24 protein-coding genes and 1 other RNA gene are annotated in these 22,757 nt (G+C 64.8%); 1 reads left to right on the top strand and 24 read right to left on the bottom strand.

What is annotated here, in order from left to right; all coding sequences use genetic code 11:
• Nucleotides 1-9: 9 nt before the first annotated feature.
• Nucleotides 10-861, top strand: coding sequence for an archaetidylserine decarboxylase (gene asd, locus C8C96_RS14485; RefSeq protein ID WP_121942744.1), 852 nt, complete (start codon nt 10-12; stop codon nt 859-861).
• 45 nt (nt 862-906) lie between these two features.
• On the opposite strand, the gene C8C96_RS14480 is transcribed toward asd, so the two are convergent.
• From C8C96_RS14480 to ompA, 24 genes are all read right to left on the bottom strand, one after another.
• On the bottom strand, nt 907-1,116 hold the full coding sequence (locus C8C96_RS14480; RefSeq protein ID WP_056063577.1) for a hypothetical protein: 210 nt from the start codon (nt 1,114-1,116) through the stop codon (nt 907-909).
• 118 nt (nt 1,117-1,234) lie between these two features.
• Nucleotides 1,235-2,050 (bottom strand): N-formylglutamate deformylase, encoded by an 816-nt coding sequence (hutG, locus tag C8C96_RS14475; RefSeq protein ID WP_121942743.1) that lies wholly within the window; start codon nt 2,048-2,050, stop codon nt 1,235-1,237.
• Between the two features lie 34 nt (nt 2,051-2,084).
• Nucleotides 2,085-3,467, bottom strand: a complete 1,383-nt coding sequence (locus C8C96_RS14470) for a formimidoylglutamate deiminase (protein WP_121942742.1) — start codon at nt 3,465-3,467, stop codon at nt 2,085-2,087.
• On the bottom strand, nt 3,464-4,750 hold the full coding sequence (gene hutI, locus C8C96_RS14465) for an imidazolonepropionase (RefSeq protein ID WP_121942741.1): 1,287 nt from the start codon (nt 4,748-4,750) through the stop codon (nt 3,464-3,466). Before hutI ends, C8C96_RS14470 begins: the two co-directional genes overlap by 4 nt.
• 72 nt (nt 4,751-4,822) lie before the next feature.
• Nucleotides 4,823-5,452, bottom strand: coding sequence for a HutD family protein (locus C8C96_RS14460; protein ID WP_121942740.1), 630 nt, complete (start codon nt 5,450-5,452; stop codon nt 4,823-4,825).
• Nucleotides 5,449-6,342, bottom strand: coding sequence for a phytanoyl-CoA dioxygenase family protein (locus tag C8C96_RS14455; protein WP_121942739.1), 894 nt, complete (start codon nt 6,340-6,342; stop codon nt 5,449-5,451). The genes C8C96_RS14460 and C8C96_RS14455 overlap by 4 nt, the downstream gene beginning before the upstream one ends.
• Before the next feature lie 56 nt (nt 6,343-6,398).
• A complete protein-coding gene (locus tag C8C96_RS14450; protein WP_305000499.1) occupies nt 6,399-7,193 on the bottom strand; it encodes an amino acid ABC transporter ATP-binding protein in 795 nt (264 codons plus the stop codon).
• On the bottom strand, nt 7,190-7,858 hold the full coding sequence (locus tag C8C96_RS14445; RefSeq protein ID WP_010465675.1) for an amino acid ABC transporter permease: 669 nt from the start codon (nt 7,856-7,858) through the stop codon (nt 7,190-7,192). Before C8C96_RS14445 ends, C8C96_RS14450 begins: the two co-directional genes overlap by 4 nt.
• A 29-nt stretch (nt 7,859-7,887) precedes the next feature.
• A complete protein-coding gene (locus C8C96_RS14440; RefSeq protein WP_121942738.1) occupies nt 7,888-8,637 on the bottom strand; it encodes a glutamine ABC transporter substrate-binding protein in 750 nt (249 codons plus the stop codon).
• Nucleotides 8,638-8,669: 32 nt separating this feature from the next.
• Nucleotides 8,670-9,416 carry an IclR family transcriptional regulator gene (locus tag C8C96_RS14435; RefSeq protein WP_085943596.1) on the bottom strand — a complete coding sequence of 249 codons (747 nt, stop codon included), beginning with the start codon at nt 9,414-9,416 and terminating at the stop codon, nt 8,670-8,672.
• A gap of 105 nt (nt 9,417-9,521) precedes the next feature.
• Nucleotides 9,522-11,246: a urocanate hydratase gene (hutU, locus tag C8C96_RS14430; protein ID WP_121942737.1), complete on the bottom strand. Its 1,725-nt coding sequence runs from the start codon at nt 11,244-11,246 to the stop codon at nt 9,522-9,524.
• A gap of 39 nt (nt 11,247-11,285) precedes the next feature.
• Entirely contained in the window at nt 11,286-12,824 is a 1,539-nt protein-coding gene (gene hutH, locus C8C96_RS14425) for a histidine ammonia-lyase (protein WP_121942736.1), read from the bottom strand.
• 201 nt (nt 12,825-13,025) lie between these two features.
• Nucleotides 13,026-13,838 (bottom strand): histidine utilization repressor, encoded by an 813-nt coding sequence (gene hutC / locus C8C96_RS14420; protein ID WP_108497401.1) that lies wholly within the window; start codon nt 13,836-13,838, stop codon nt 13,026-13,028.
• 30 nt (nt 13,839-13,868) lie between these two features.
• Nucleotides 13,869-14,648, bottom strand: a complete 780-nt coding sequence (locus C8C96_RS14415; RefSeq protein WP_121942735.1) for an ABC transporter ATP-binding protein — start codon at nt 14,646-14,648, stop codon at nt 13,869-13,871.
• Nucleotides 14,645-15,505, bottom strand: coding sequence for an ABC transporter permease (locus C8C96_RS14410; RefSeq protein WP_056063616.1), 861 nt, complete (start codon nt 15,503-15,505; stop codon nt 14,645-14,647). The genes C8C96_RS14415 and C8C96_RS14410 overlap by 4 nt, the downstream gene beginning before the upstream one ends.
• A gap of 22 nt (nt 15,506-15,527) precedes the next feature.
• Nucleotides 15,528-16,493, bottom strand: coding sequence for an ABC transporter substrate-binding protein (locus C8C96_RS14405; protein WP_121944024.1), 966 nt, complete (start codon nt 16,491-16,493; stop codon nt 15,528-15,530).
• 406 nt (nt 16,494-16,899) lie between these two features.
• Nucleotides 16,900-18,282: a HAMP domain-containing sensor histidine kinase gene (locus C8C96_RS14400; protein WP_121942734.1), complete on the bottom strand. Its 1,383-nt coding sequence runs from the start codon at nt 18,280-18,282 to the stop codon at nt 16,900-16,902.
• Nucleotides 18,279-18,965, bottom strand: a complete 687-nt coding sequence (locus C8C96_RS14395; protein WP_099730461.1) for a response regulator transcription factor — start codon at nt 18,963-18,965, stop codon at nt 18,279-18,281. Before C8C96_RS14395 ends, C8C96_RS14400 begins: the two co-directional genes overlap by 4 nt.
• Nucleotides 18,966-18,982: 17 nt before the next feature.
• Complete coding sequence (locus tag C8C96_RS14390) at nt 18,983-19,309, bottom strand: hypothetical protein (RefSeq protein WP_056065068.1); 327 nt, start codon at nt 19,307-19,309, stop codon at nt 18,983-18,985.
• 17 nt (nt 19,310-19,326) lie between these two features.
• Nucleotides 19,327-19,794, bottom strand: coding sequence for a Spy/CpxP family protein refolding chaperone (locus tag C8C96_RS14385; protein WP_121942733.1), 468 nt, complete (start codon nt 19,792-19,794; stop codon nt 19,327-19,329).
• Between the two features lie 378 nt (nt 19,795-20,172).
• Nucleotides 20,173-20,559: a transfer-messenger RNA gene (ssrA, locus tag C8C96_RS14380) on the bottom strand.
• Between the two features lie 13 nt (nt 20,560-20,572).
• Nucleotides 20,573-21,247, bottom strand: a complete 675-nt coding sequence (locus tag C8C96_RS14375) for an HAD family hydrolase (protein ID WP_121942732.1) — start codon at nt 21,245-21,247, stop codon at nt 20,573-20,575.
• Between the two features lies 1 nt (nt 21,248).
• Complete coding sequence (ubiG, locus tag C8C96_RS14370) at nt 21,249-21,959, bottom strand: bifunctional 2-polyprenyl-6-hydroxyphenol methylase/3-demethylubiquinol 3-O-methyltransferase UbiG (protein ID WP_121942731.1); 711 nt, start codon at nt 21,957-21,959, stop codon at nt 21,249-21,251.
• Between the two features lie 90 nt (nt 21,960-22,049).
• The gene (gene ompA / locus C8C96_RS14365) at nt 22,050-22,694 is read right to left on the bottom strand and encodes an outer membrane protein OmpA (RefSeq protein WP_015014428.1); all 645 of its coding nucleotides are present in this window, start codon (nt 22,692-22,694) and stop codon (nt 22,050-22,052) included.
• Between the last annotated feature and the right edge of the window lie 63 nt (nt 22,695-22,757).

Below are 22,757 nucleotides of genomic sequence, written 5' to 3'. Positions count from 1 at the left end.
GGTTCGCCCGTGTCTGATCGCCTGGCAGTTCTGCCGCAATACCTCCTGCCCAAGCAGGCACTGACCACCCTGGCTGGCAAGTTCGCATCGGCCCGCCTTGGCGGCCTCACGACCTCGGTGATCCGCTGGTTTGTGGGCCGCTACAACGTCAACATGGCCGAGGCGGCCAACCCCGACATTGCCAGCTACACGTCGTTCAATGACTTCTTCACGCGGGCGCTCAAGCCCGGCGCCCGCCCGCTGGCCTCAGCCGACCTGATCTGCCCTGTGGACGGTGCGATCAGCCAGTTTGGCCCCATCGCCAAGGACCAGGTTTTCCAGGCCAAGGGGCACACCTACTCCACCACCGCCCTGGTGGGTGGCGATGCGGCCGCCGCAGCCCGTTTTGACAACGGCCACTTCGCCACGCTATACCTGAGCCCGCGCGACTACCACCGCATCCACATGCCTTGCGCGGGCGAGCTCACGCGCATGGTGCATGTGCCGGGCGACCTGTTTTCGGTCAATCCCACCACGGCACGCGGCGTGCCCGGCCTGTTCGCGCGCAATGAGCGCGTGGTGTGCTTTTTTGAATCGGCCCAGGGCCCGTTTGTGCTGGTACTCGTGGGCGCCACCATCGTGGGCAGCATGGCCACCGTGTGGCATGGGCAGGTGAACCCGCCGCGCACCGGCACGCTGCGGCAGTGGGACTACGCCAAGGGCCAGGTGAGCCTGCAGCAAGGTGAGGAAATGGGCCGCTTCTTGCTCGGCTCCACCGTGGTGATGCTGTTCCCACAGGGGCCGCTGCAGTTCAACCCGCAGTGGTCGCCCACGCGCCCCATCCAGCTGGGCGAGTCGATGGCGCAGTGCACTGGCGGCTGACCTTCAGCCCATCAGCCCAGTAGCCCTTCGGCCGGGGCGCCGCGCTCACAAACGGTCTGGCGCGCGCGTGAGCCGGAAGGCGGTGGGTGCTAGGTGCAGCGCTTCAGGGTGAACGGGGGATTCATGCCCCACCAGATACACCATGAGAGAGTTGCGGCGCACCACCACATGGCTCACGGTTTCGCGCTGGTGGTTCCATTGCACAAACGCGCCGGGCTTGAACAGGGGCATATAGTAGTAAGCGGTGGGGTCCATGGGGCGCGGCTCCTCCCGCTGCAACGGGCCCTTGCGTGAATGCGGGCCCTGACGGCGGTCCATGGCGGACCGACCAGTTCATACTAGCACCGATCCCTCCCGCCGCGGGGTGCCCATTTCAAACTGATTGCGCTGCCGCAAAGGCCAGCGTGGCCTGCAGCATGCGGCGCAGGTGCGGCTGCACGCCTGCAGCCACATCGGGCAGATAGTCAAACGGCAAGGCTTCTTGCATGTAGCTGCACTGCGTCATCTCCAGCTGCACCGCGTGGATGTTCTGCGCGGGCTGCCCATAGTGGCGCGTGATGTGCCCGCCCTTGAAGCGACCGTTGAGCACTGCGGTGTAGCCCTGGGCCTCTTTGGCGATGGACAACAGCTCCTGCGCCAGCGCCGGATCGCAGCTTTCGCCGTTGGCTGTCCCCAGGTTCAGGTCGGTCAGCTTGCCTTCAAAGAAGCGCGGCAGCACCGAGCGGATGGAGTGGGCGTCCCACAGCACCGCCACACCATGCTGCGCGCGGATGCGGTCCAGCTCGGCACGCAGTTGCGCGTGGTACGGCGCCCAGACGGCATCGCGGCGCGCGGCCACCTCGGCATCATCGGGCACGTCGCCCCGGGCATAGATGGGCGTGTCGTCAAACGTATCGACCGGGCACAGGCCGGTGACACTTTGGCCAGGGTAGAGGCTGGTCCCATCGGGCGGGCGGTTCAGATCGACCACATAGCGCGAGTGCGTGGCCACGAGGATGGACGCGCCCAGGTCCTTGGCGAACGCATAGAGGCGCTCCATGTGCCAGTCGGTGTCGGGCACCTGGCGGGCCTCATCGGTGAAGCGCGCAGCCAGCGCTGGCGGCACGTAGGTGCCCGCATGGGGCATCGACACCAGCAGCGGCGCGGTGCCGGGGTAAAGGACAAAAGGAGGTGGAGAGGTATCTGTCATCACAAGCTCAGGGGTAGGAATTCAATCGGACGCGTCAATCGGGTGCAATGGTGGCCGAGCGCGCGGCCACGAACGCATGGGCCGCTGCGTCATGCAGCGTGTGCCGACCGCTGGCGATGCGCCGCTGCCCCGCCACCCACACGCTGTCGATGGCCGAGGTGCGGTGGCTGCCAAACACATGGGCCGACAGCATGCTGTGCGCAGGCAAATCGCGCAGCGCCAGGTGCTGCGAATCCAGCGCCACCAGGTCGGCCTGCTGGCCCACGGCGAGGCCACCAATGGCACGGCCCGCTGCCTGCGCCCCGCCCTGCACGGCCTGCAAGGCCATGGCCGTGGCCACCTCGGGTTGCGCAGCGGTGGCCAGCACATTGCGCTGGCGCAGCGACAGGCGCTGGCCGTATTCGAGCATCAGCAATTCCTCGGCCGCATTCACGCAGGCATGGCTGTCCGAGCCCACGCCCCAGCGCCCGCCGTGCTGAAGCCACAGCGGCATGTCGAAGATGCCATCGCCCAGGTTGGCCTCGGTGGTGGGGCAGATGCCCGCCACGGCGCCCGTGCGCGCTGCGTCCTGGTACTCCTGCGGGGTCATGTGCGTGGCGTGCACCAGACACCAGCGCTCGTCCACGGGGGCGTTCTCCAGCAGCCACTGCACCGGGCGCTGGCCGCTCCAGGCCACGCAGTCATCCACTTCCTGCGTCTGCTCGGCAATATGTATGTGAATGGGCGCCTGCGCATTGAGTGCCGTGAGGCCCTGTACCGCAACTTCCAGACTGCCGGGCGGCACCGCGCGCAGCGAGTGCGGCGCCAGTCCCAAAACGGCCGCTTGCGCTCTTGCAGCGGGTGCAAGGCGCTCCAGCAATGAGAGCATGTTGTCCGTGCTGCGAATGAAGCGGGCCTGGTCCGCACGCGGTGGCTTGGCACCAAAACCACTCGTCTGGTACAGCACCGGCAACAGCGTGATGCCGATGCCCGCATTCTGCGCCGCACGCAGCAGGGCCAGCGAGAGCGTGGCGTCATCGGCATAGGGCGTGCCGTCCTGGTCGTGGTGCACGTAGTGGAACTCGCACACGCTGGTGTAGCCCGCCTCCAGCATCTCCACGTACAGCCAGGTCGCAATAGCCTCCAGCGACTCGGGCGTAATGCGCGCCGCAAAGCGGTACATCAGGTTGCGCCAGCTCCAGAAGCTGTCCTGGCTTTCGCCCCGGTATTCGGTCAGGCCCACAAACGCGCGCTGGAAGGCATGCGAGTGCAGGTTGGGCATGCCGGGCAACACGGGGCCCGGGGCCATGGCGGCACCATTTGGCTGGGCGTTGGGCGCGACGGCAGTGATGCGCCCTGCCCCATCCCATGTGATCAGCACATTGCGCGCCCAGCCCGTGGGCAGCAGTGCATCGGCGGCGAACAGTTGTTGCGTCATGGCATGACTCCGTGAATGCGCCCTTGCCGCACGATGGTGCAGGCAGGCTTTTGGCCCAGCCAGTAGGCCAATTCGGCCGCCTCGCCCACCGGCCACAGCACAAAGTGAGCGGGCCTGCCGGATGCGATGAGGCCGTGGGTGTCTTGCAGGCCGAGCGCGCGTGCGGCGTGGGTGGTGATGCCCGCCAGCGCCTCGGGCACTGTCAGACGGAACAGCGTGCAGGCCATGTTGGCCATGAGCAGCAGGCTCAGCGCGGGCGAGGTACCCGGGTTGTGGTCGGTGGAGACAGCCATGGGCACACCCGCTGCGCGCAATGCCGCGATGGGCGGCAGGTGCGTATCGCGCAGCGTGTAGTAGGCGCCAGGCAGCAGCACGGCCACGGTGCCTGCGGCTTTCATCGCAGCGATGCCGTCGGCCGACAGGTGCTCGATATGGTCACACGACAGCGCACCGTAGCGCGCAGCGAGTGCCGAGCCGCCCATGTCGGACAGTTGCTCCGCATGCAGCTTGACGGGGATGCCGAGCTTGCGCGCGGCCTGGAAGACCTGCTCGGTCTCGGCCAGCGTGAAGGCGATGCGTTCGCAGAACACATCCACGGCATCGACCAGGCCTTCGGCGGCCAGGGCGGGCAGCATCTCGTTGCAGACAAGGTCGGTGTAGTCTTGGCTGCGCCCAGCGTATTCGGGCGGCAGCGCATGCGCGCCGAGGAAGGTGGTGCGCACCGTGACGCCAAAGGCCTCGCCCAGGCGGCGGGCCACGCGCAGCTGCTTGCGTTCGTACTCCAGCGCCAGTCCGTAGCCGGACTTGATCTCGATGGCACACACGCCCTCGTCCAGCAGCGCCTGCAGGCGCGGCGCGGCCAGGGCAAAAAGCTCGTCTTCGCTGGCCTCGCGCGTGGCGCGCACCGACGACACGATGCCCCCGCCCGCCTTGGCTACCTCTTCATACGTGGCACCCGCGAGCCGCATCGCGAACTCGTTGGCGCGCTGCCCACCGTACACCAGGTGGGTGTGGCAATCGACCAGACCGGGGGTGGTGACGGCGCCCCTGCCGTCAATGCGAGGCAAGGCCGCAAAGGCTGCTGGCACATGGGCCTGCGGGCCCACCCACTGCACGGTGCCGCCCTGCACCACCACACACGCCAGCGCGCCCTCAGGCACCGGCACATCCGTCGCCCACAACGCGGCCACGGGCCGCAGGTTGGTCCACACGCCATCGGCACTGGGTGCGGAAGATGCTGGCGGGACAACGCCCTGCTTGTTGCTACCTGCTGCTGTGTTCATGGATTGATTTGCTATTGTTTATATAGCTACTAGCGCATATTCCACTAGCGCTTGCAGCCCATTTGACCCAAATTATGGTGCAGAGCCCCTGCGTAAGGCCACCCAGGCCAGCACGGGTGCATCGTCGGCAGACCCACCGCTTTCGGCGCGGCGCACAGGGGTGATCGACGGCGCTGCTTCGCCCCCTTCGTTCACCCACCACAGGCCCTGCCCCGCTGCCAACATCCGCACTTGGTGGGTATCGCAGTCCTCGCATCGCCAGGTGCCCTGCAGCACCATGCACAGGCCCGCTGCAGCCCCCTCAGCGGGCGGCGGTGCATCGCGCAGCACCTTCAGTTTCCCGGTCCACTCACCCCGGCGCAGCATCAGGTTGAAGTCGGTGGAAACACCGCCCAGCATGCGGCAGTCCACCGGCTCTTCGCCGGAGAACGCAAACGGCTCCCAGCGGTTCGTCAGCGCATGCTGCCAATGTCCTTCTGCGCCTTGCAGATGTACGCCATCGCCATCCAGCAACATGATTTGCCGATCCACCCCCACAAACGCCGAGAACGGCCCGGGGCTTGCAATGGTGGCAACGCTCACGCGCCATGCAAAGCTGTCCATGCCCGCGCCGGGCGGCCAGCACGCCAGCTCGCGTGTGCTGCCGCCGCCGTTCTTCCACGGCACTGGGGGCGTGGAGGCCAAGTCCAGAAACTGCTTCACGCGCCTTCACCCTGCGGCACACCGTTCCCGTCCACCAGCAGCGGGAACAGCGGGTGGTCCATGGCTGCCCCAGCGGGCAGCTGGTCCGCCAGCCCCGGGAACTCGGGCGAGGTCTTCCACGGCCTTGGCGCGTGGCGCGTGTCGTCGCCCAAGAACCGCACCGAGAACACGCGGCGCCGGTTGGGCCCCTCCACCCCGCCGGACGCATGCAGCGTGAGCATGTGAAAACACACCACGTCGCCCGGCTCGATCTCCCAGCCCACGATGGGAAAAGCGTCGCGGTCGGCCTCGACGTTGGGCAGGTCCTGCAGGCTGCCTTCAGGGAACCACTTGGCCTGGTTGTCCATGAAGGTGCGCGGCATGAGCCAGGGGCCCTTGTGCGATCCCGCCACAAATTCGAGCGTGGCTGCGCGCGACACTGGATCGACCGGAATCCACATGCTCACGTTCTGCCTGCCTTCGATGTTGTAGTAAGGCTGGTCCTGGTGCCAGGGCGTCTTCTGGCGCGTGCCAGGCTCCTTCACCAGCACATGGTCGTGGTACAGCCGCACAGTGCGTGACTGCATCAGGCGCTGCGCGAACAGGGCCAGCGGCGTGTCGCGCACAAAGCGGCCAAACTGCGGGATGTCCTGCCAGTTGCAGAAGTCCTCGAAGAAGCGGCCCGGGTCATCCGGCCTGCTGGCCACCTTGGCGCGCGGGCTGGGCGCGGCCAAGTTGGCATCGATGCCGTCACGCAGCAGCGCTACCTCTTCAGGCGTGAGCAGCTGCTTGATGCAGATGGCGCCGTCGCGGTCAAACCGCACGATGTCGCCGGCGGTCAGGCGCTCCTGCAAGCGCTGTTGAAAGTGCTGTTGTTGGCTCAGGTCACTGGCAGGTGAAACCGGGTGCATACGAGCTGTCTCCTTGTAGGCTATTGACCGTTGTCGTCCATCACGCACACCCAGCCTCAGGCGCGCGTGAGCACCGCCTGCAGAAAGGAGCGCGTGCGCTCCTGCGTGGGGTTGGTGAAGATGGTGGCAGGCTGGCCGGACTCGATGATCCCGCCGCCATCCATCACCACCACCACGTCGCCCACCTCGCGTGCAAAGTCCATTTCGTGCGTCACGACCATCATGGTCATGCCTTCGCTGGCCAGTAGCTTCATGACTTGCAGCACCTCGCCCACGAGCTCCGGGTCCAGCGCCGACGTGGGCTCGTCGAACAGCATCACGCGCGGCTCCATGGCCAGTGCGCGGGCAATGGCCACGCGCTGCTTTTGCCCGCCCGACAGACTGGCAGGCATGGCCAAAGCCTTGTGCGCCAGGCCCACCTTGGTCAGCAGGGCCTGTGCGCGCTCTTCGGCGTCCTTGCGCGAGAGGCCGCGCAGCTTGCGCGGGCCCAGCGTGACGTTGTCGAGCACCGAAAGGTGCGGAAACAGGTTGAACGACTGGAACACCATGCCCACTTCTTCGCGCAGGGCGTTCAGGTCATGGTCGGGCAGCATGCGGCCGTCCTGCACCAGCGTGCGTCCGCAAATTTCCACGGTGCCGCCTTCGGGCTGCTCCAGCCCGTTGCAGCAGCGCAAAAAGGTGCTCTTGCCCGAGCCACTGGGCCCGATGACCACCACCACCTGCGACGGCAGCACGTCAAAGTCGATGCCATTCAGCACCACGTGGCTGCCAAACGACTTGCGCAGTCCGCGAATGCGCACGATCGGCTCGGCGGATGGGCTTGCTCCGGTCATCACAGAATTTTTCTTCATTGCACCATCCCCCCGGCACGCAGGCGCAGCTCCATGCGGCGCAGCACTAACGAAGTGACACCCGTGAGGATGAAATACACCACCGCAATCGCCAGGTACACCTCCAGCGAGCGGTACGACACGCTGATGATCTTCTGCCCTTCGTGCATCAGGTCGTGGATGGTGAGCAGCGACACCAGCGCCGAGTTCTTGATCAGCGCGATGAACTCATTGCCCAGTGGCGGAATCATGCGCACCACGGCCTGTGGCAGCACCACGGTGCGCATGGCCAGGCCCGAGGACATGCCAATGGAACGCGCCGCCTCCATCTGCCCCTTGTCAATGGACTGGATGGCGCCGCGCACCACCTCGGACACATAGGCGCCCGAGTAGATGCCCAGGCCGATCACGCCGCACACAAAAGCGGGCAGCAGGATGCCGAACTGCGGCAGGCCAAAGAACAGGATGAACAGCTGCACCAGCAGCGGCGTGCCGCGTATCGCGGCCACGTAGGCGGTGCACAGGGCGTAGACCACGCGGCGCTTGGGGTTCAGGCGGCCAATGCCCACCAGCAGGCCCATGACGCAGCCCAGCAGCAGCGAGGCAGCCGTGATTTCCACAGTGACCAGCGCACCCGCCAGCAACTGGGGCAACCCGGCCCAGACAGGAGAAAAATCGAGTTCCATGGCTCAGTTCGGCAACGTGTGGCTGCGGTTTACTTGGCAGCGCCGTTGCTGAACCACTTCTTGACGATGGCCGCATAGGTGCCATCGGCCTTGAGCTTGGTGATGGCACCGTTGACGGCCTTCGTCAGCTCAGGCGTGTCCTTGCGCAGGGCCATGCCGTACTCTTCAGTGGTGAGCTGCTCGTCGAGCACGCGCAGGCCAGGACGGGTGCGCACATACTGGAACGCGGCGGGCTTGCCGGTCACGGCAGCGTCGGCGCGGCCGATGTCCACCAGGTTGAACATCTCCTGGTTCTTCTCGACCTCGACACGCTGCACCTTGGGGAATTTCTCGGTCAGGTACGCCACCGACTTGGTGCCCACCTGCACGCTGACCTTCTTGCCGTCCAGGTCGGCCAGCTTGTTGATGGCCTTGTTGTCGGCCTTCACCATCACCACCAGGCCACCGGCATAGTAGGAGTCAGTGAAGTCCACCACCTTCTTGCGCTCGTCGGTGATGTAGATGGCCGAGACCGCCATGTCAAAACGCTTCGAGATCAGGCCGGGAATCAGGCCCTTGAAGTCGATGTCCACCCACTCGACCTGCTTGCCCATGGTCTTGGCAATGGCCTCCACCAGCTCGATGTCGAAGCCCGTGCGTTTGCCGTTTTCGACAAACTCCATGGGCGGGAACGTGGCATCGGTGCCCACACGCAGGACGTTGTCCTGGGCCTGTGCACCCATGGTGCAGAAGGCTGCGGCGGCCAGGCTGGCCAGAAGAAGGTTGCGGCGAAAATTCATGGGGAAAGCTCCTGAGGAGGGGTGAGGGAAAATCAGGGAGAAGTGAGTTGGCGGGAGATGCGCGCTGCGGCGACGACGGCCATGCCGGTGAGTGCGGTCTCCTGACCCTGGGCCCGCAAGATCGGGGCCATCAGGGTGATGGCCCCGGCGGCCTGCCGGGGAGAACCGAACACGGGCACGCTGACGCCCCAGACACCGGCATCCACTTCGCCAGAGCTGACGGCGTAACCCGCCTTGGCAATGCCCTCCAGCTCGGTCAGCGCCGCCTGGCGCTCAGCAGTGTCTGCGCCGTAGTGCAGGTCCAGAATGGCATTGCGCGTGGCCGGGGCCACATGGGCAAGCAGGCACTTGGCGGAGGCACCCGCGCGCAGCGGCACGCTGCGCCCTTTTTCAAACGAGCAGCGCAGGGCCTGCGTGCTGTCCACCATGTCCAGGCACACCACGCTGTCATTCACGGCCACCACCAGCCCCACACTCTCGTGGGACTGCCGGGCCAGGGCCTGCATGTCCGGCCGCGCGTGGTGCACCAGATGCGACGCCATGTCAAAGCCCAGGGCCAGTTGCAGGCTGAGCGGCCCGGGCGCGTAGTGCCCGCTGCTCTCCAGCACAAAGCCCCACAGCTTGAGCCGCGCCAGCTGCCGGTACAGCGTGCTGCGCGCCAGGCCCGTGGCCTCCACCAGCTCGGCAGCCGACATGGGCTGCCCGTGCTGCGCCAGCACCGCCAGCACGTGCAGAACACGGTCGGCGGCGGCAACGGAGGTGGGTCCACGGGTGGGCATGGACTCAGTATCAAAGGATTGCAGCGGCATTCAAACCCAACATTCCCAACGAATGGGAATGCAGTTCCCTTTTTTCACATTCCTGTCATTCCCTCCCTCGCCCCTTCACTTCACCATGGGCAGCTTCAGGCCCTGCTTCTTGGCCGTCTCCACCGCCAGCTCGTAGCCAGCATCGGCATGGCGCATCACGCCGCTGCCGCAGTCGTTGACCAGCACATTGGCAAGGCGCTGGGCCGCAGCTTCAGTGCCGTCGGCCACGATGACCATGCCCGAGTGCTGCGAGTAACCCATGCCCACGCCCCCGCCGTGGTGCAGGCTGACCCAGGTGGCGCCGCCCGAGGTGTTGAGCAGCGCATTGAGCAGCGGCCAGTCGCTCACGGCGTCGGTGCCGTCCTTCATGCCTTCGGTCTCGCGGTTGGGGCTGGCCACGCTGCCGGTGTCCAGGTGGTCGCGGCCGATCACGATGGGCGCCTTGAGCTCACCGTTCTTCACCATCTCATTGAAGGCCAGGCCCGCAATGTGGCGCTCGCCCAGGCCCAGCCAGCAGATGCGTGCCGGCAGACCCTGAAAGGCAATGCGCTCGCCCGCCATGTCAAGCCAGCGGTGCACGTGCTTGTTCTCGGGGAACAGTTCCTTGATCTTGGCGTCGGTCTTGCGGATGTCTTCCGGGTCACCCGACAGGGCCACCCAACGGAACGGGCCCTTGCCTTCGCAAAACAGCGGACGGATGTACGCAGGCACAAAGCCGGGGAAGTCGAAGGCGTCCTTCACGCCTTCGTCAAACGCCACCTGGCGAATGTTGTTGCCGTAGTCCACCACCGGGATGCCCATGTGCTGGAAGTCAAGCATGGCCTGCACATGCACGGCGCAGGACTTGGCAGCGGCCTTCTTCAGCACCTCGTGCTGTGTCACGTCCTGCTGCGCGGCGCGCCACTGGGCCACCGTCCAACCTGCGGGCAAGTAGCCGTTGACGAGGTCGTGGGCCGAGGTCTGGTCGGTGACCAAGTCGGGCTTGAGGCCACCGGCCTTGGCACGGCGCACCAGCTCGGGCAGTATTTCTGCGGCGTTGCCCAGCAGGGCAATCGACACGGCCTCCTTGGCCGCGGTGTGCTGCTGGATCAGCTCGAACGCGTGGTCAATGTCACGCGCCTGCTTGTCCACATAGCGCGTGCGCAGGCGGAAGTCGATGCTGCTTTGCTGGCATTCGATGTTGAGCGACACCGCGCCCGCAAAGGTAGCGGCCAGCGGCTGCGCGCCGCCCATGCCGCCCAGGCCAGCGGTCAAGATCCAGCGCCCTTCGAGCGAGCCGCCAAAGTGCTTGCGACCCGCCTCGGCAAAGGTCTCGTACGTGCCCTGCACGATGCCTTGCGTGCCAATGTAGATCCAGCTGCCGGCCGTCATCTGGCCGTACATGAACAGGCCCTTCTGGTCCAGCTCGCTGAAGTGTTCCCAGTTGGCCCACTTGGGCACCAGGTTGCTGTTGGCCAGCAGCACGCGGGGCGCGTTGGCATGGGTCTTGAACACGCCCACGGGCTTGCCGGACTGAATGAGCAGGGTTTCGTCGTCGTTCAGGTCCTTGAGCGAGGCGAGGATCTGGTCAAAACACTCCCAGTTGCGCGCGGCACGGCCAATGCCGCCGTACACCACCAGGTCCTGCGGGCGCTCGGCCACCTCGGGGTCGAGGTTGTTCTGGATCATGCGGTAGGCGGCCTCGGTGAGCCAGCTCTTGCAGGTGAGCTGGCTGCCGCGCGGCGCGCGGATCACGCGGCTGGCGTCGTGGCGGGGGTCGGTGTTGGAGGCGGCGGCGATGATGGCGTCGTTGGCGTTCATGGTGGGCTCCTGTGAATCAAGGGGTATGCGTAGAGAAAATCAGGCGAAGCTGGGCAGGCACTGGGTGAGCGCTGCAGGCCAGGTGGACTGCTGGGCCCATGCGCGCATGGCTTCGATGTCGGGGGCGAGGTAACGGTCCTGCTCCAGGTAGGCCACGCGCTCGCGGATGGCGGCGAATTGCGCTTCGATCAGCGGAGAGGATTTCAGGGTGCGGTCGAATTCCATGCCCTGCGCAGCGGCCATGGCCTCGATGCCGACCATCACCGCCGCATTGCGCACCATGTCGCCCAGGCGCCGCGCGCCGTAGGTGGCCATGGAGACATGGTCCTCCTGGTTGGCCGATGTCGGCAGGCTGGTCACGCTGCTGGGGTTGGCCAGGCACTGGTTCTCGGCCGCCAATGCGGCGGCGGTGACCTGGGCGATCATGAAGCCCGAGTTCACACCGCTGTCGAGGATCAGGAAGGCGGGCAGGCCTGACAGGCCTGGGTCCAGCAGCAGCGACAGGCGACGTTCAGAAATCGCACCGATCTCGGCCACGGCCAACGCAATGATGTCGGCCACAAAGGCCACGGGCTCGGCGTGGAAGTTGCCGCCTGAGATCACGTCGCCGTTGTCGAACACCAGGGGGTTGTCGGAAGCCGCATTGGCCTCAATGGTCAGCACGCGCGCGGCGTGGTGCAGGTTGTCCAGGCACGCGCCCATCACCTGCGGCACGCAGCGGATGGAGTACGGGTCTTGCACGCGGCCGCAGTTCGGGTGCGAAGGGTCGATGGCGCTGCCGTCGAGCAGCGCACGCACGGCAGCGGCCACGGCGATCTGCCCGGCCTGGCCACGTGCCTCGTGAATGCGTGCATCAAAGGGTTTGACCGAACCCTTAATGGCTTCGAGCGACAGGCAGCCCGCGACCAGCGCGGCGGCAAAGACGCTCTCGGCGCCAAACAGCCCGGCCAGTGCAAGTGCGGTGGACACCTGCGTGCCATTGAGCAGCGCGAGCCCTTCCTTGGGGCCCAGCACAAACGGCTGCAAACCGATGGAGCGCATGGCCTCTGCCCCCGGCACCACCTTGCCGTCCACCTTGGCCTGGCCTTCACCAATCAGCACACAAGCCATGTGCGCCAGCGGCGCCAGGTCGCCCGACGCGCCCACCGAGCCCTTGGCCGGAATCACCGGCAGCACGTTGGCGTTGGCCAGGGCCAGCAACGCATCCACCAGCTCGGGGCGCACGCCCGAGTGGCCGCGCGCCAAGCTCACGGCCTTGGTGGCCAGGATGAGGCGCACCACGTCGTCGGGCAGCGCATCGCCCGTGCCCACGCTGTGCGACAGCACCAGATTGCGCTGCAGCTCGGCCAGGCGCTCGTGCGCAATCTTGGTGCTGGCGAGCTTGCCAAAGCCGGTGTTGATGCCATAGACGACCTGGTCTTCATCAACGATGCGCTGCACCGTGGTCAGGGACTTCTGCAAACCCGCGCGGGCCGACGCATCGAGCACCAGTTGCACGGGGCCCGCGTGGATGCGGCGCAGCTCGGCCAGCGTGACGCGGCCGGGGTGCAGGGTGAGGGATGAAGCGTTGTGTGTCATGGCGTTGATCCTGTATATACAAGTAGGTACAAGCAAAAAATAAACAGCGTTAATTTGTTCTTCAAATCCTGTCAGCCAATCCCGCTACGGGTGAAACTGCCACGGCACCCGCGAGAGACGCCGAGCAAGGGCCGCCCCGCAGCGAGGGTGTAGTCCCCCTTGAGGGGGAAGGCGCGAAGCGACTCAGGGGGTGCTTCATATTCAACCGGCGACGGGATTGCCGTCGGCGCGGAAGCGGCTGCCCAGGCGGTAACGGGTGGCGGGGTGCAGGCAGCGCACCACGGTAATGGGCACGCCGCGCGACCAGGTGCGGCGGGTGAGCAGCAGGCAGGGCTCCTGCGGAGACATCTCCAGCAGCGCGGCCTGCTCGGCGGTGGGCATGACGGCATCGACCACATGCTCGATCTGGTCGAAGGGCACGTTGCGCACCAGGTATTCGGAGGGTTGCAGCAGTGTGAAGTCCTGCGCGACGAACTGGGGCACCTGGCGCGGGTTCACGTGGCGGTCTTCCAGTTGTACGGGCAGGCCATCTTCACGGTGGATGCACAGCGAGTGGAACACCGACTCGCCCGTGCGCAGGTCCAGCGCGGCGGCCACCTCCAGCGTGGCGGAGGTGCGTTCCACCGTGAGCACGTCACAGCGGTAGTCGTGCCCGCGCTGGCGGATTTCGCTGGCCAAATTGGCAATCTGCAACAACGTGGACTGGGGCTTGTCCTCGGCCACAAAACTGCCCACGCCCGCCACACGCACGATGCGGCCCTGCTCCACCAGCTCGCGCAGCGCGCGGTTCACCGTCATGCGCGAGATGCCGAACTGGGTGACCAGCTCGTTCTCGGATGGCAGGCGGTCGCCCGCGCGCCAGATGCCTTCCTGGATCTTGCGCGAGATGTGGTCCTTGACCTGCTCGTACAGCGCCATGGCTTGCGCGGGTGCAGCCACGGCGACCACCGCCTTGGCGGGCGTGGCGCTGCGCGGGGCAGTGGCTGCAGTGCGGCGGGAAGGACGGGCGCTCATGTGTGGATGCGGGGCTGGTGCAGGTTCAGATCAGTGCAGGTCCGCCGCCATGGATTCAGCGCGGATCTCTTCGGTGAGGCGCGCCTTGAGGTCCATGAACTCGGGGCTCGTTTTGATCGTGTAGTGGCGCGGGTGCGGCAGGTCCACCGCCAGCTCGGTCTTGATGCGGCCGGGCCGGGCGCTGAACACGGCCACGCGGTTGGCCATGAAAATGGCTTCGTCGATGTCGTGGGTGACAAACAGCACCGTCTTGCGCTCGGCCTCCCAGATGCCCAGCAGTAGCTCTTGCATGAGCACGCGAGTCTGGTTGTCCAGCGCGCCGAAGGGCTCGTCCATCAGCAAAATCTTGGGGTCGTTGGCCAGCGCGCGCGCAATGGCGGTTCGCTGCTGCATGCCGCCCGACAGCTGCTTGGGAAAGTGCTGCTCGAAGCCGCGCAGGCCGACCTTGGCGATGAAGTACGCGGCGCGTTCCTTTTGCTGTGCCTCGGGCATACCGCGTTCGCGCAGGCCAAAGCGGATGTTCTGCTCGATGGTGAGCCAGGGGAACAGCGTGTAGCTCTGGAACACCATGCCGCGGTCGGCGCCGGGGCCTTCGACAGGCGCCCCATCCAGCAGCACGCGGCCGCTGGTGGCATGGTCCAACCCCGCCACGATGCGCAGCAGCGTTGACTTGCCACAGCCCGAGGGGCCCAGGATGGTCACGAAGTCGTTGTCCTTCACCTCGAAATCGACCGGCTGCAGCGCCTGCGTGCGCTGGCCTTTGGCAGTCTCGAAGACACGCGAGACGGCTTGGATGGATACGCTGCTCATCGCACAAAACTCCAGGCAAACAGACGGTGGTTGAGCGCCTTGAAGGCGAAGTCGGACACCAGCCCGATGAGGCCGATGATGATGATGCCGAAGATGATCTGCCCGGTGTTGAGCAGCGACTGGCTGTCGGTGATCATGTGGCCGATGCCGCTGGACGAGCCGATCAGCTCGGCCACGATCACATAGGTCCACGCCCAGCCCAATACCAGGCGCAGGGTCTCGGCGATCTCAGGCGCCGCGCCAGGGATGAGCACGCGCGTGACGATGCCCTTGTGGCCCGCGCCCAGGGTGTAGGCAGCCTCGACCAGATCGCGCCGCGCGCCGCCCACGGTGACGGCGACCATCAGCGTGATCTGGAAGACCGAGCCGATGAAGATGACAAGGATCTTCTGCGCCTCGCCGATACCGGCCCACAGGATCAAGAGCGGGATGAAGGCAGACGCAGGCAGGTAGCGGCAAAACGACACGAAGGGCTCAAAGAATGCCTCGATGCCCTTGTACGCGCCCATCGCAATGCCCAGCGGCACGGCAATGATGGCGGCCAGGATGAAGCCACCGACCACACGCCAGATGGTCATGCCGATGTCTTTGATGAAGCCGTACTCGGTGAACAACAGCCAGCCTTCCTTCACCATGGTGACGGGGCTGGCCAGGAAGGTGGGCGACACGAAGCCGCCCAATGTGAAGAACGCCCACACCGCCACGAACAGGGCGAAAAAGGCCAGCCCGAGCATCCAGCGGGCGCTGCTGCTCACAGGCTCCAGCGGGGCCAGCGAGCGCCGGCGCGCGGGGGCATGTGGTCCGGCTTTTTGCTCGGGTTTTGGCTCGGTAACGGACAGGGGTTGCACGGCGGACATGGAGCGCTCTTCTTCCGTCTATTTACTTGATGAAGCTCGCGTCGAAGGTGACGGCCAGGTCTTCAGGCGCCTTGCGGATGATGCCGGCCTCCAGCAGGATGGCCGTGGCGTCCTTCATGAACGTGGTCAGCTCGCCCGCAAAGAACTTCTGGTTGGCGGCCTTGTCCTGCCAGCGCAGGAACGACGACGACTTGGCAAACTGCTCGCCCGTCTGCTTGACGGCGGCGCCCATGATTTCGTTGGATTTGGCCGGGTCGGCCTTGATCATGTCCAGGGCCTGGAAGTACGAGTTGGCCAGTGCCTGTGCGGCCTTGCCGTTGGCCTTGAGCCAGGTGGGGTCGCAGCCCACGGTGTCCATCACCATGGGGTAGTCGAGCGTGGTAGCCAAAATCTTGCCGGCCGCAGGGTTGTCGCGCACGGTGGACAGGTAGGGCTCGTAGGTCATGGCTGCGTCGTTCTGGCCGGCTACGAAAGCCTGCGCGGCCGCCTGGGGCGACAGCGTGGTGGTCTTCACGTCCTTGAGGCTCATGCCGTTCTTGCTCAGCATCCAGGCCAGGCCAAAGTACGGAGCGGTGCCGGGCGCATCCACGCCGATGGTCTTGCCCTTGAGGTCGGCAAAGCCCTTGATGTCGCCGCGCACCGCAATGCCGTCGGCGCCGTAGGACTTGTCCATCTGGAAGATCTGCACGATGGGCACGCCGTTGGCGTTCCAGGCGACATGTGTTTCGACCGTGGTGGCGGCGCACTGGATGGACTTGGAGGCCAGGGCCAGGTGGCGGTCCTTCTGCGGAATCATCTTGATCTCCACATCCAGGCCGTTCTTCTTGAAGATGCCAGCCTTGTCGGCCAGCGTGAGCGGTGCAAAACCTGTCCAGCCGGACATGCCCAGCACAATCTTGGTGTCCTGCGCCTGGGCCGGTGCGGCCAGGGCCATCATGCATGCTGCTGCCGCTGCCAGCGACGTCCATTTCACAACCGATCGAGTCATCATCTGCTCCTGTTTGAAGAAAGTACCTTGGCCCTGCCCACCGGAACGCACCTGCGTACCGGAAGCCATGATGACAGTTTCAGCATACCTGTATATACAGGGTAAACACTGAAAAATCCGACTCATGCGAGGGGGTGTCGATCTTCAGCAAGAACGGGGCCAGGGAGGATGGTGTCTTCTCTGGTGGTCCAGGGCACCATAAAAAACTCCTGATTTGATAGCTATCAGGTCAATAAACACCTGCGCCACAGCACAAAAAAGCCATCAATTTGCGTTGAGAAGCCGGACATGGCCGCTTGCAGGCCCACTTCCCCATTGCACCAGGCCTGTGCGCTGGCCTGGCCGCATCGGTGCGACGCCACCCGCCAGCGCAGAGGCCAACCTGTCTATGCCACCGGCTTGCGACCTATTCCACCACGGGCAAACGCACGGTGACCGACAGGCCGGGCTCTGCATTGCGCATGTGCAATTGCCCGTCGTGCGCCTGCGCCACCAGCCGGCACAGGTACAAACCCAGTCCGACGCCACCGGTGGCACGCTGGCGTGCGGTGTCCGGGCGGTAGAACGCCTGGGCCAGATGTGGCAGGTGCTCAGGAGGCACACCGCGCCCATGATCACGCACCTCCAATTCCAGCACCCTCCCCTCATCCGCCAGCCGTAAATGCAGCTCAGGGGGGAAGGCACCCGACTCACTGTGGCGCAGGCTGTTGTCCAGCAGGTTGCGCAGCAAAAGCCGCAGGCGGGACCGGTCCAGCCGCACCGAGGGCAAGTCCGGCGCCACGTGCAAGGCAATGTCGGTAGCCCCGGCATGGCGGGAGCACAGGTCGGCCACCACTTCGCGCGCCAGCTCGGTGACATCGGTGGGCTCGCGGTGCAGCGCCGCATGGCGGCCCGCCAGGCGCTCGCTTTCCAGCAGGTCGGTGATGAGGCCGGCCATTTCACCCAGGTCGCGCATGAGCGCCAGGCGCTGCGGCTGCACATCGGTCGTTTCGGGCAGCAGCTCCGTGTTCAGGCGGGCCCGCGTGAGCGGGCTGCGCAGCTCATGGCTCATCGCCAACAACAGTGCGCGCTTGGCCTCCAACATCTGGTGGATGTCATCCCCCATGGTGTTGATGGTCTCGGCCAGCTGGCCCAGCTCGTCCGGCCGGTGGGCATGCCGCACCGGTATGGGCTGGGCAAAGTTGCCGTTGCCAAAGCGCTGCGCGCCCTGGCGGATGTCGTCCAGCGGACGCAACAGATGCCGCACATATACATAGGCCAGCGCCGTGAGCAGCAGCAGCACGGTCAGCGTGCCCCACGCAATGCGCGGGCGCTTGTCCCAGGACAGCGCGTTCAGGCCGAACTCGATATGGTGCCCATCTGCCGTCGTGCGGCGCAGCAGGCTGTGCCCGTTCTCGTCCCCGGTCCAGCGGTCTTCCTGGCGGACCTTGTCGCTCACCCAGTCGGGGTTCTGCTGATCGGGGTGCGATGCCCAGTGGATCTGCGGCCCGTCGATGCGCAAGGTCAGTGGCAGGCGATTGGCAATCGCCTGCGCGCGCTCAATGCTCGGCGGGCTGCCAATCTCGGCGGCAAGGCGGTCCACATAGTCCATCAGCAGCGGCCGCGCAGCCTCGCGCCAGCCTACGGACACGGCCTTTTGCACCCCGCCCATGAACGTGACCGCCACAGTCACGGCCAGTGCCATGAACACCAGCACCAGCCGAATGCGCAGCGAATGCCCTACCGCGTGGCGCGCCCGGCGGTGCCAGGGGCAGTTCGGGTCGTGAATGGGAGAACAAATCTGCTTCATGGGGCAGCGCGGCGCAAAGCCAGGGAGTAGCCCACGTTGCGCAATGTCTTGATGCAGTCCAGCGGCTCCAGCTTTTTGCGCAACCGGCTCACTACGATGTCCACCGCGCGGGTGTACAGCTCGGCCTCATGACCACGCAGCTGGTTCAGGATGTCGTCGCGGCTGAAGACCTTGCCGGGCTCGCGCGCCAACAGGTGCAAGAGGTCGAACTCCGTGCCGGTCAGCTCCACCACCACACCATGGCGCTGCACACTGCGGCGCGCTGCGTCGATGGACAGGCCCTCGAACTCCAGCGCGCCCACGGCAACGCCCTGCCCCGGTGCCCTGCGCCGACGCAACACCGTCTGCAGGCGCGCCACCAGTTCACGTGGCTCAAAGGGCTTGGGCAGATAATCGTCAGCCCCCAGCTCCAGCCCCACCACCCGGTCCATCACTTCGCCGCGCGCGGTCAGCATCACGATGGGCAGGTCGCCCTGCTTGCGGATGGTGCGGCACAGCTCAAACCCGTCCATTTCGGGCAGCATCACGTCGAGGATGGCAGCGTCAAACCCGCCGACCGTCAGCTGTGCCAAGCCATCGCTGGGCCGAAGTGCATGAACGAGTTCCAGTTCAAAACGCTGGAAGTAAGTGGCCAAGGGAGCGCCCAACTGCGCGTCGTCGTCGATCAACAATATGCGATGCATGAGCAATTCTCACACCGTCAGGCGCGCTCCCCAAGGGCGGTATCGACAGAAGCGCCAGCCGCACACAATGCGCGGTGTCGCACGATGAGTCGCCGCAAACGGCCCTGCGCACCGGCATGGAGCGCATCAAAATGGTCGGCAGCCGCCAGCAAGGCAGGCAGCGTGTGGGCCGCCACCGAGGGCTGGCGGGCGACCAGGCCCATCGCATGCTCGCGGTCAAAGCGCGGCCCCCAGACCAGCGACATCAGCTCATCGTGAGGCTCTGGCATGCCCGACAGCAGCGCGGGCCCGTGCACACGAACGCCCTGGGCGAGGCGGTGGATAGGTTCCAGCGTGGGTGACATGCAATGCTCCCCGCCCATCACCCGCGGGCCATCCAGCCCTTGCGACGCTGCATCAGCTCGCGCACTTTGTGCTGCTGGTCAGGGTTCAGGCTGTCATAGAAGTCAGCCATCGCATTGACCACCGCGGGACTGTGGGCCTGCACCGCACGCGTCTTGTCTTCGAGCAGGGACTGCGCCCGCACCCGATCAAACTTGTCGCCCGCCACAATGGCCTGCACCTCGGCACGGGGGTCTGCCGTCTTGCCGACGAACGCTGCGCGCTGGGCTTCCAGTTGATCGGCCAAGGCATTGAGCTTGGTCTTTTGTGCCTCGTTCAGATCCAGCTTGCTGCTCACCCGGTCCACCATCTTGCCGCGCACTTCCGCCATCTTTTCCGCAGTCATCGGGCCACGCTGGTGGTGCCCGCTGGAGCAGGCCGTCAGCCCACCCACCGCGATGGACGCACCAAAAATGCCCATCAGCGTTTTCTTGATCCAGGGTTTCATGATGCTGTCCTTTCAAAGACGGTATGGAACATGACCCTGATGGTGCGCGCAGCGGCCTGGAACGTGGTCTCGAGCCAGTTTCGGTTTATTTCATTTTGTTTCTTGGGCGGTGTTGGCGAAGCACGTTGACAGGTGTTTGACTGCGCGGACGGCAGCGTTTTAGCCGATTTGGTCAGGGGTTTACAACGCGAAGCCGGGGATATACAGCCACTGCGGATTGCCGTTGAGGGACATGGTTCAAAGACGTCACGTCTCAGAAGCCAGGGGGTGCATCGAATCGTTCGGTAAGGGCGAACGGAAGCAACTATCCTTGCGCGGCAGTACAAAATCAGCGGGAAAAGAAAAACCCCCAACCGTTACCGGTTGGGGGTTTATGTTTGGTGGAGCTGGCGGGAATTGAACCCGCGTCCGCAAGCCTTCGTCAGGCAGATCTACATGTTTAGCGGTCTGATTTGGATCTCGCTACCCATGTCGCGCAGTCGCACGCTACATGGGCCGCCAGCACCCTATTTTCTCGCCTCCACCCAAGGTACCCGGATGGAAGCCAGCCCATGTAATTATCCTTGCAGCCGGGAGGCACTGATTGCTCAGAACCCCCTTGCCCAGCCCATCGGCCAACTGTTGCAAGGCTCACTGGCAATTAAGCAGCGAGTGCGAAACGTTCGTCGTTTGCAGTTAGTTTGTTAAATCGAGATTTACGAGCGTGACTCAAGCTCGACATGCACCACACTGATCCCGAACCCACGTCGAAACCAGGACAGCCCCTAGGCTTCCTATTTTAGGCGTTCGCGAGCAATTGCAAGAGCTCACTGGGAGATTTAATTGCGGCGTGCGCGCCCCACCCTGCAGGGTCGGTCTTGGCGCCCAAATAGCCGTAGATGGCGGCCACTGTACCCATGCCTGCCGCCAGACCAGCCGCGATGTCACGCTCGTCATCACCCACGTAAATGCACTGCTCCGGCGGCACACGCAACCGCGCAGCCGCTTCCAGCAGGGGCGCAGGATGGGGCTTGGCGTGTGACGTGGTGTCGCCACTGACCACTGCCGAAGCGGTGGCAAACAGCGGCATGGCCTGGGTCAGGGGTTCGGTAAAGCGGGCAGCCTTGTTGGTGACCACACCCCACGTCATGTTACGTTCGAGAATCTGGCGAACCAATTCAGGCACACCTTCAAAAATGGTGGTCTGCTCGGTCATGCGAGTTTCATAGTTCACGAAAAACTCTTCGCGCATGACGGCAAAGTCTGGGTGATCTGGCCCCATGCCAAAGGCTTCTGCCAGCATGCCACGGGCCCCTGCTCCCGCCATAGGGCGATATCGGGCCGAGGGCAGCGAAGGCAGGCCTCGGTCGGTGCGCATTTTGTCTGCGGCCGCCCCCAAGTCTGGTGCGCTGTCGATCAGAGTTCCATCCAAATCAAAAAGGACTGCGCGAATGCCATGAAAAACGGTAGCCATATCAGCCCAGGCGACGCGCGGCAAACAGGTAATTGACGCTGGTGTTGGCGCTGAGCCAATAGCGACGCGTGAGGGGGTTGTATTCCAGGCCCTTGGTGTGCAGAACATCCAAGCCCGCACTGCGACAATGCCCTGCAAGCTCGCTGGGGCGGATCATCTTGGCGTATTCGTGGGTACCGCGCGGCAGCATGTTAAGCACGTATTCCGCGCCCACAATGGCCAGCATAAACGCCTTGGCGTTGCGATTGATGGTGGAGAAGAAGACCCAGCCCCCGGGTTTGACCAACGTGGCGCACGCGCGGACCACCGAGGCGGGATCCGGAACATGCTCCAGCATTTCCATGCAGGTCACCACATCAAAACCAGCAGGTTGCTCCAAGGCCATCGCTTCAGCGCTGATTTCACGGTACTGCACATTTTGGGTTCCAGCCTCCAGAGCATGCAACTGCGCCACGCGCAACGCCTTGGTTGCCAGGTCAATACCCAGCACATCTGCCCCCTTGCGCGCCATGGAGTCGGCCAAAATGCCACCGCCACAACCCACATCCAGCACGCGTTTGCCGGTCAAGGCGCCCAGGCCGTGAATCCAGTCGAGCCGCAGCGGGTTGATCTGGTGCAAGGGACGAAATTCACTGTCAGGGTCCCACCACCGGTGGGCCAATTCGGAAAACTTGGCCAATTCGGCCGGATCTGCATTGACGGTTTCGATCATGTCGCTGATTGTCCATGAAGGGAGAGCACGAAAAGCCCTGGACGCAAAAAAGCCCCGCGAGCGGGGCTTTTTTGTGAAGCAATCCGAAGATTACTGAGCGGCGCGGGTGCCAACCACTTCGATTTCCACGCGACGGTTCTTCGCACGGCCTTCGGCGGTCTTGTTGTCAGCCACGGGTTGCTTTTCGCCCTTGCCTTCGGTGTACACGCGGTTCTTTTCGATGCCCTTGGACACCAAGTAAGCCTTCACGGCTTCAGAACGACGCACCGACAGCTTCTGGTTGTAAGCATCAGAGCCGACGGAGTCAGTGTGACCCACAGCAATGATCACTTCCAGATTGATGCCCTTGACCTTGGAAACCAGGTCGTCCAGCTTGGCCTTGCCTTCTGGCTTGAGCACCGACTTGTCGAAGTCGAAGAAGGCGTCAGCAGCGTAGGTCACCTTGGTGGCGACTGCAGGAGCTGGTGCGGGAGCGGGTGCAGGGGCGGCAGCAGGTGCTGGAGCAGCAGCAGGAGCTGGTGCAGCGGCAGGAGCGGGAGCAGCGATTGCGCCGTCGCAGCCAGGAGCTGCCGTAGCAGGCGTCCAGTTGGCATCGCGCCAGCAGTATTCGTTGGTACCGTTCTTCCAGACCAGTTGGCCAGAAGCATCGCGCCAGTTGTCAACGGTTTGTGCGCCAGCGGCGGTTGCGAGCGCTGCAGAGGCAAACAACATCGCCACTTTGTTCAGTTTCTTCATGGTTCTCCTCTTGGGGAAAAAGCCGCAGCCGCGCTGCGAATCAGGACGCCTGGGGTGACCACC

This window comes from Acidovorax sp. 100, assembly GCF_003688355.1.
In the GTDB taxonomy this organism is placed as follows: Bacteria; Pseudomonadota; Gammaproteobacteria; order Burkholderiales; family Burkholderiaceae_C; genus Acidovorax; species Acidovorax delafieldii.
This window is presented reverse-complemented; position numbering and strand designations above follow the sequence as displayed.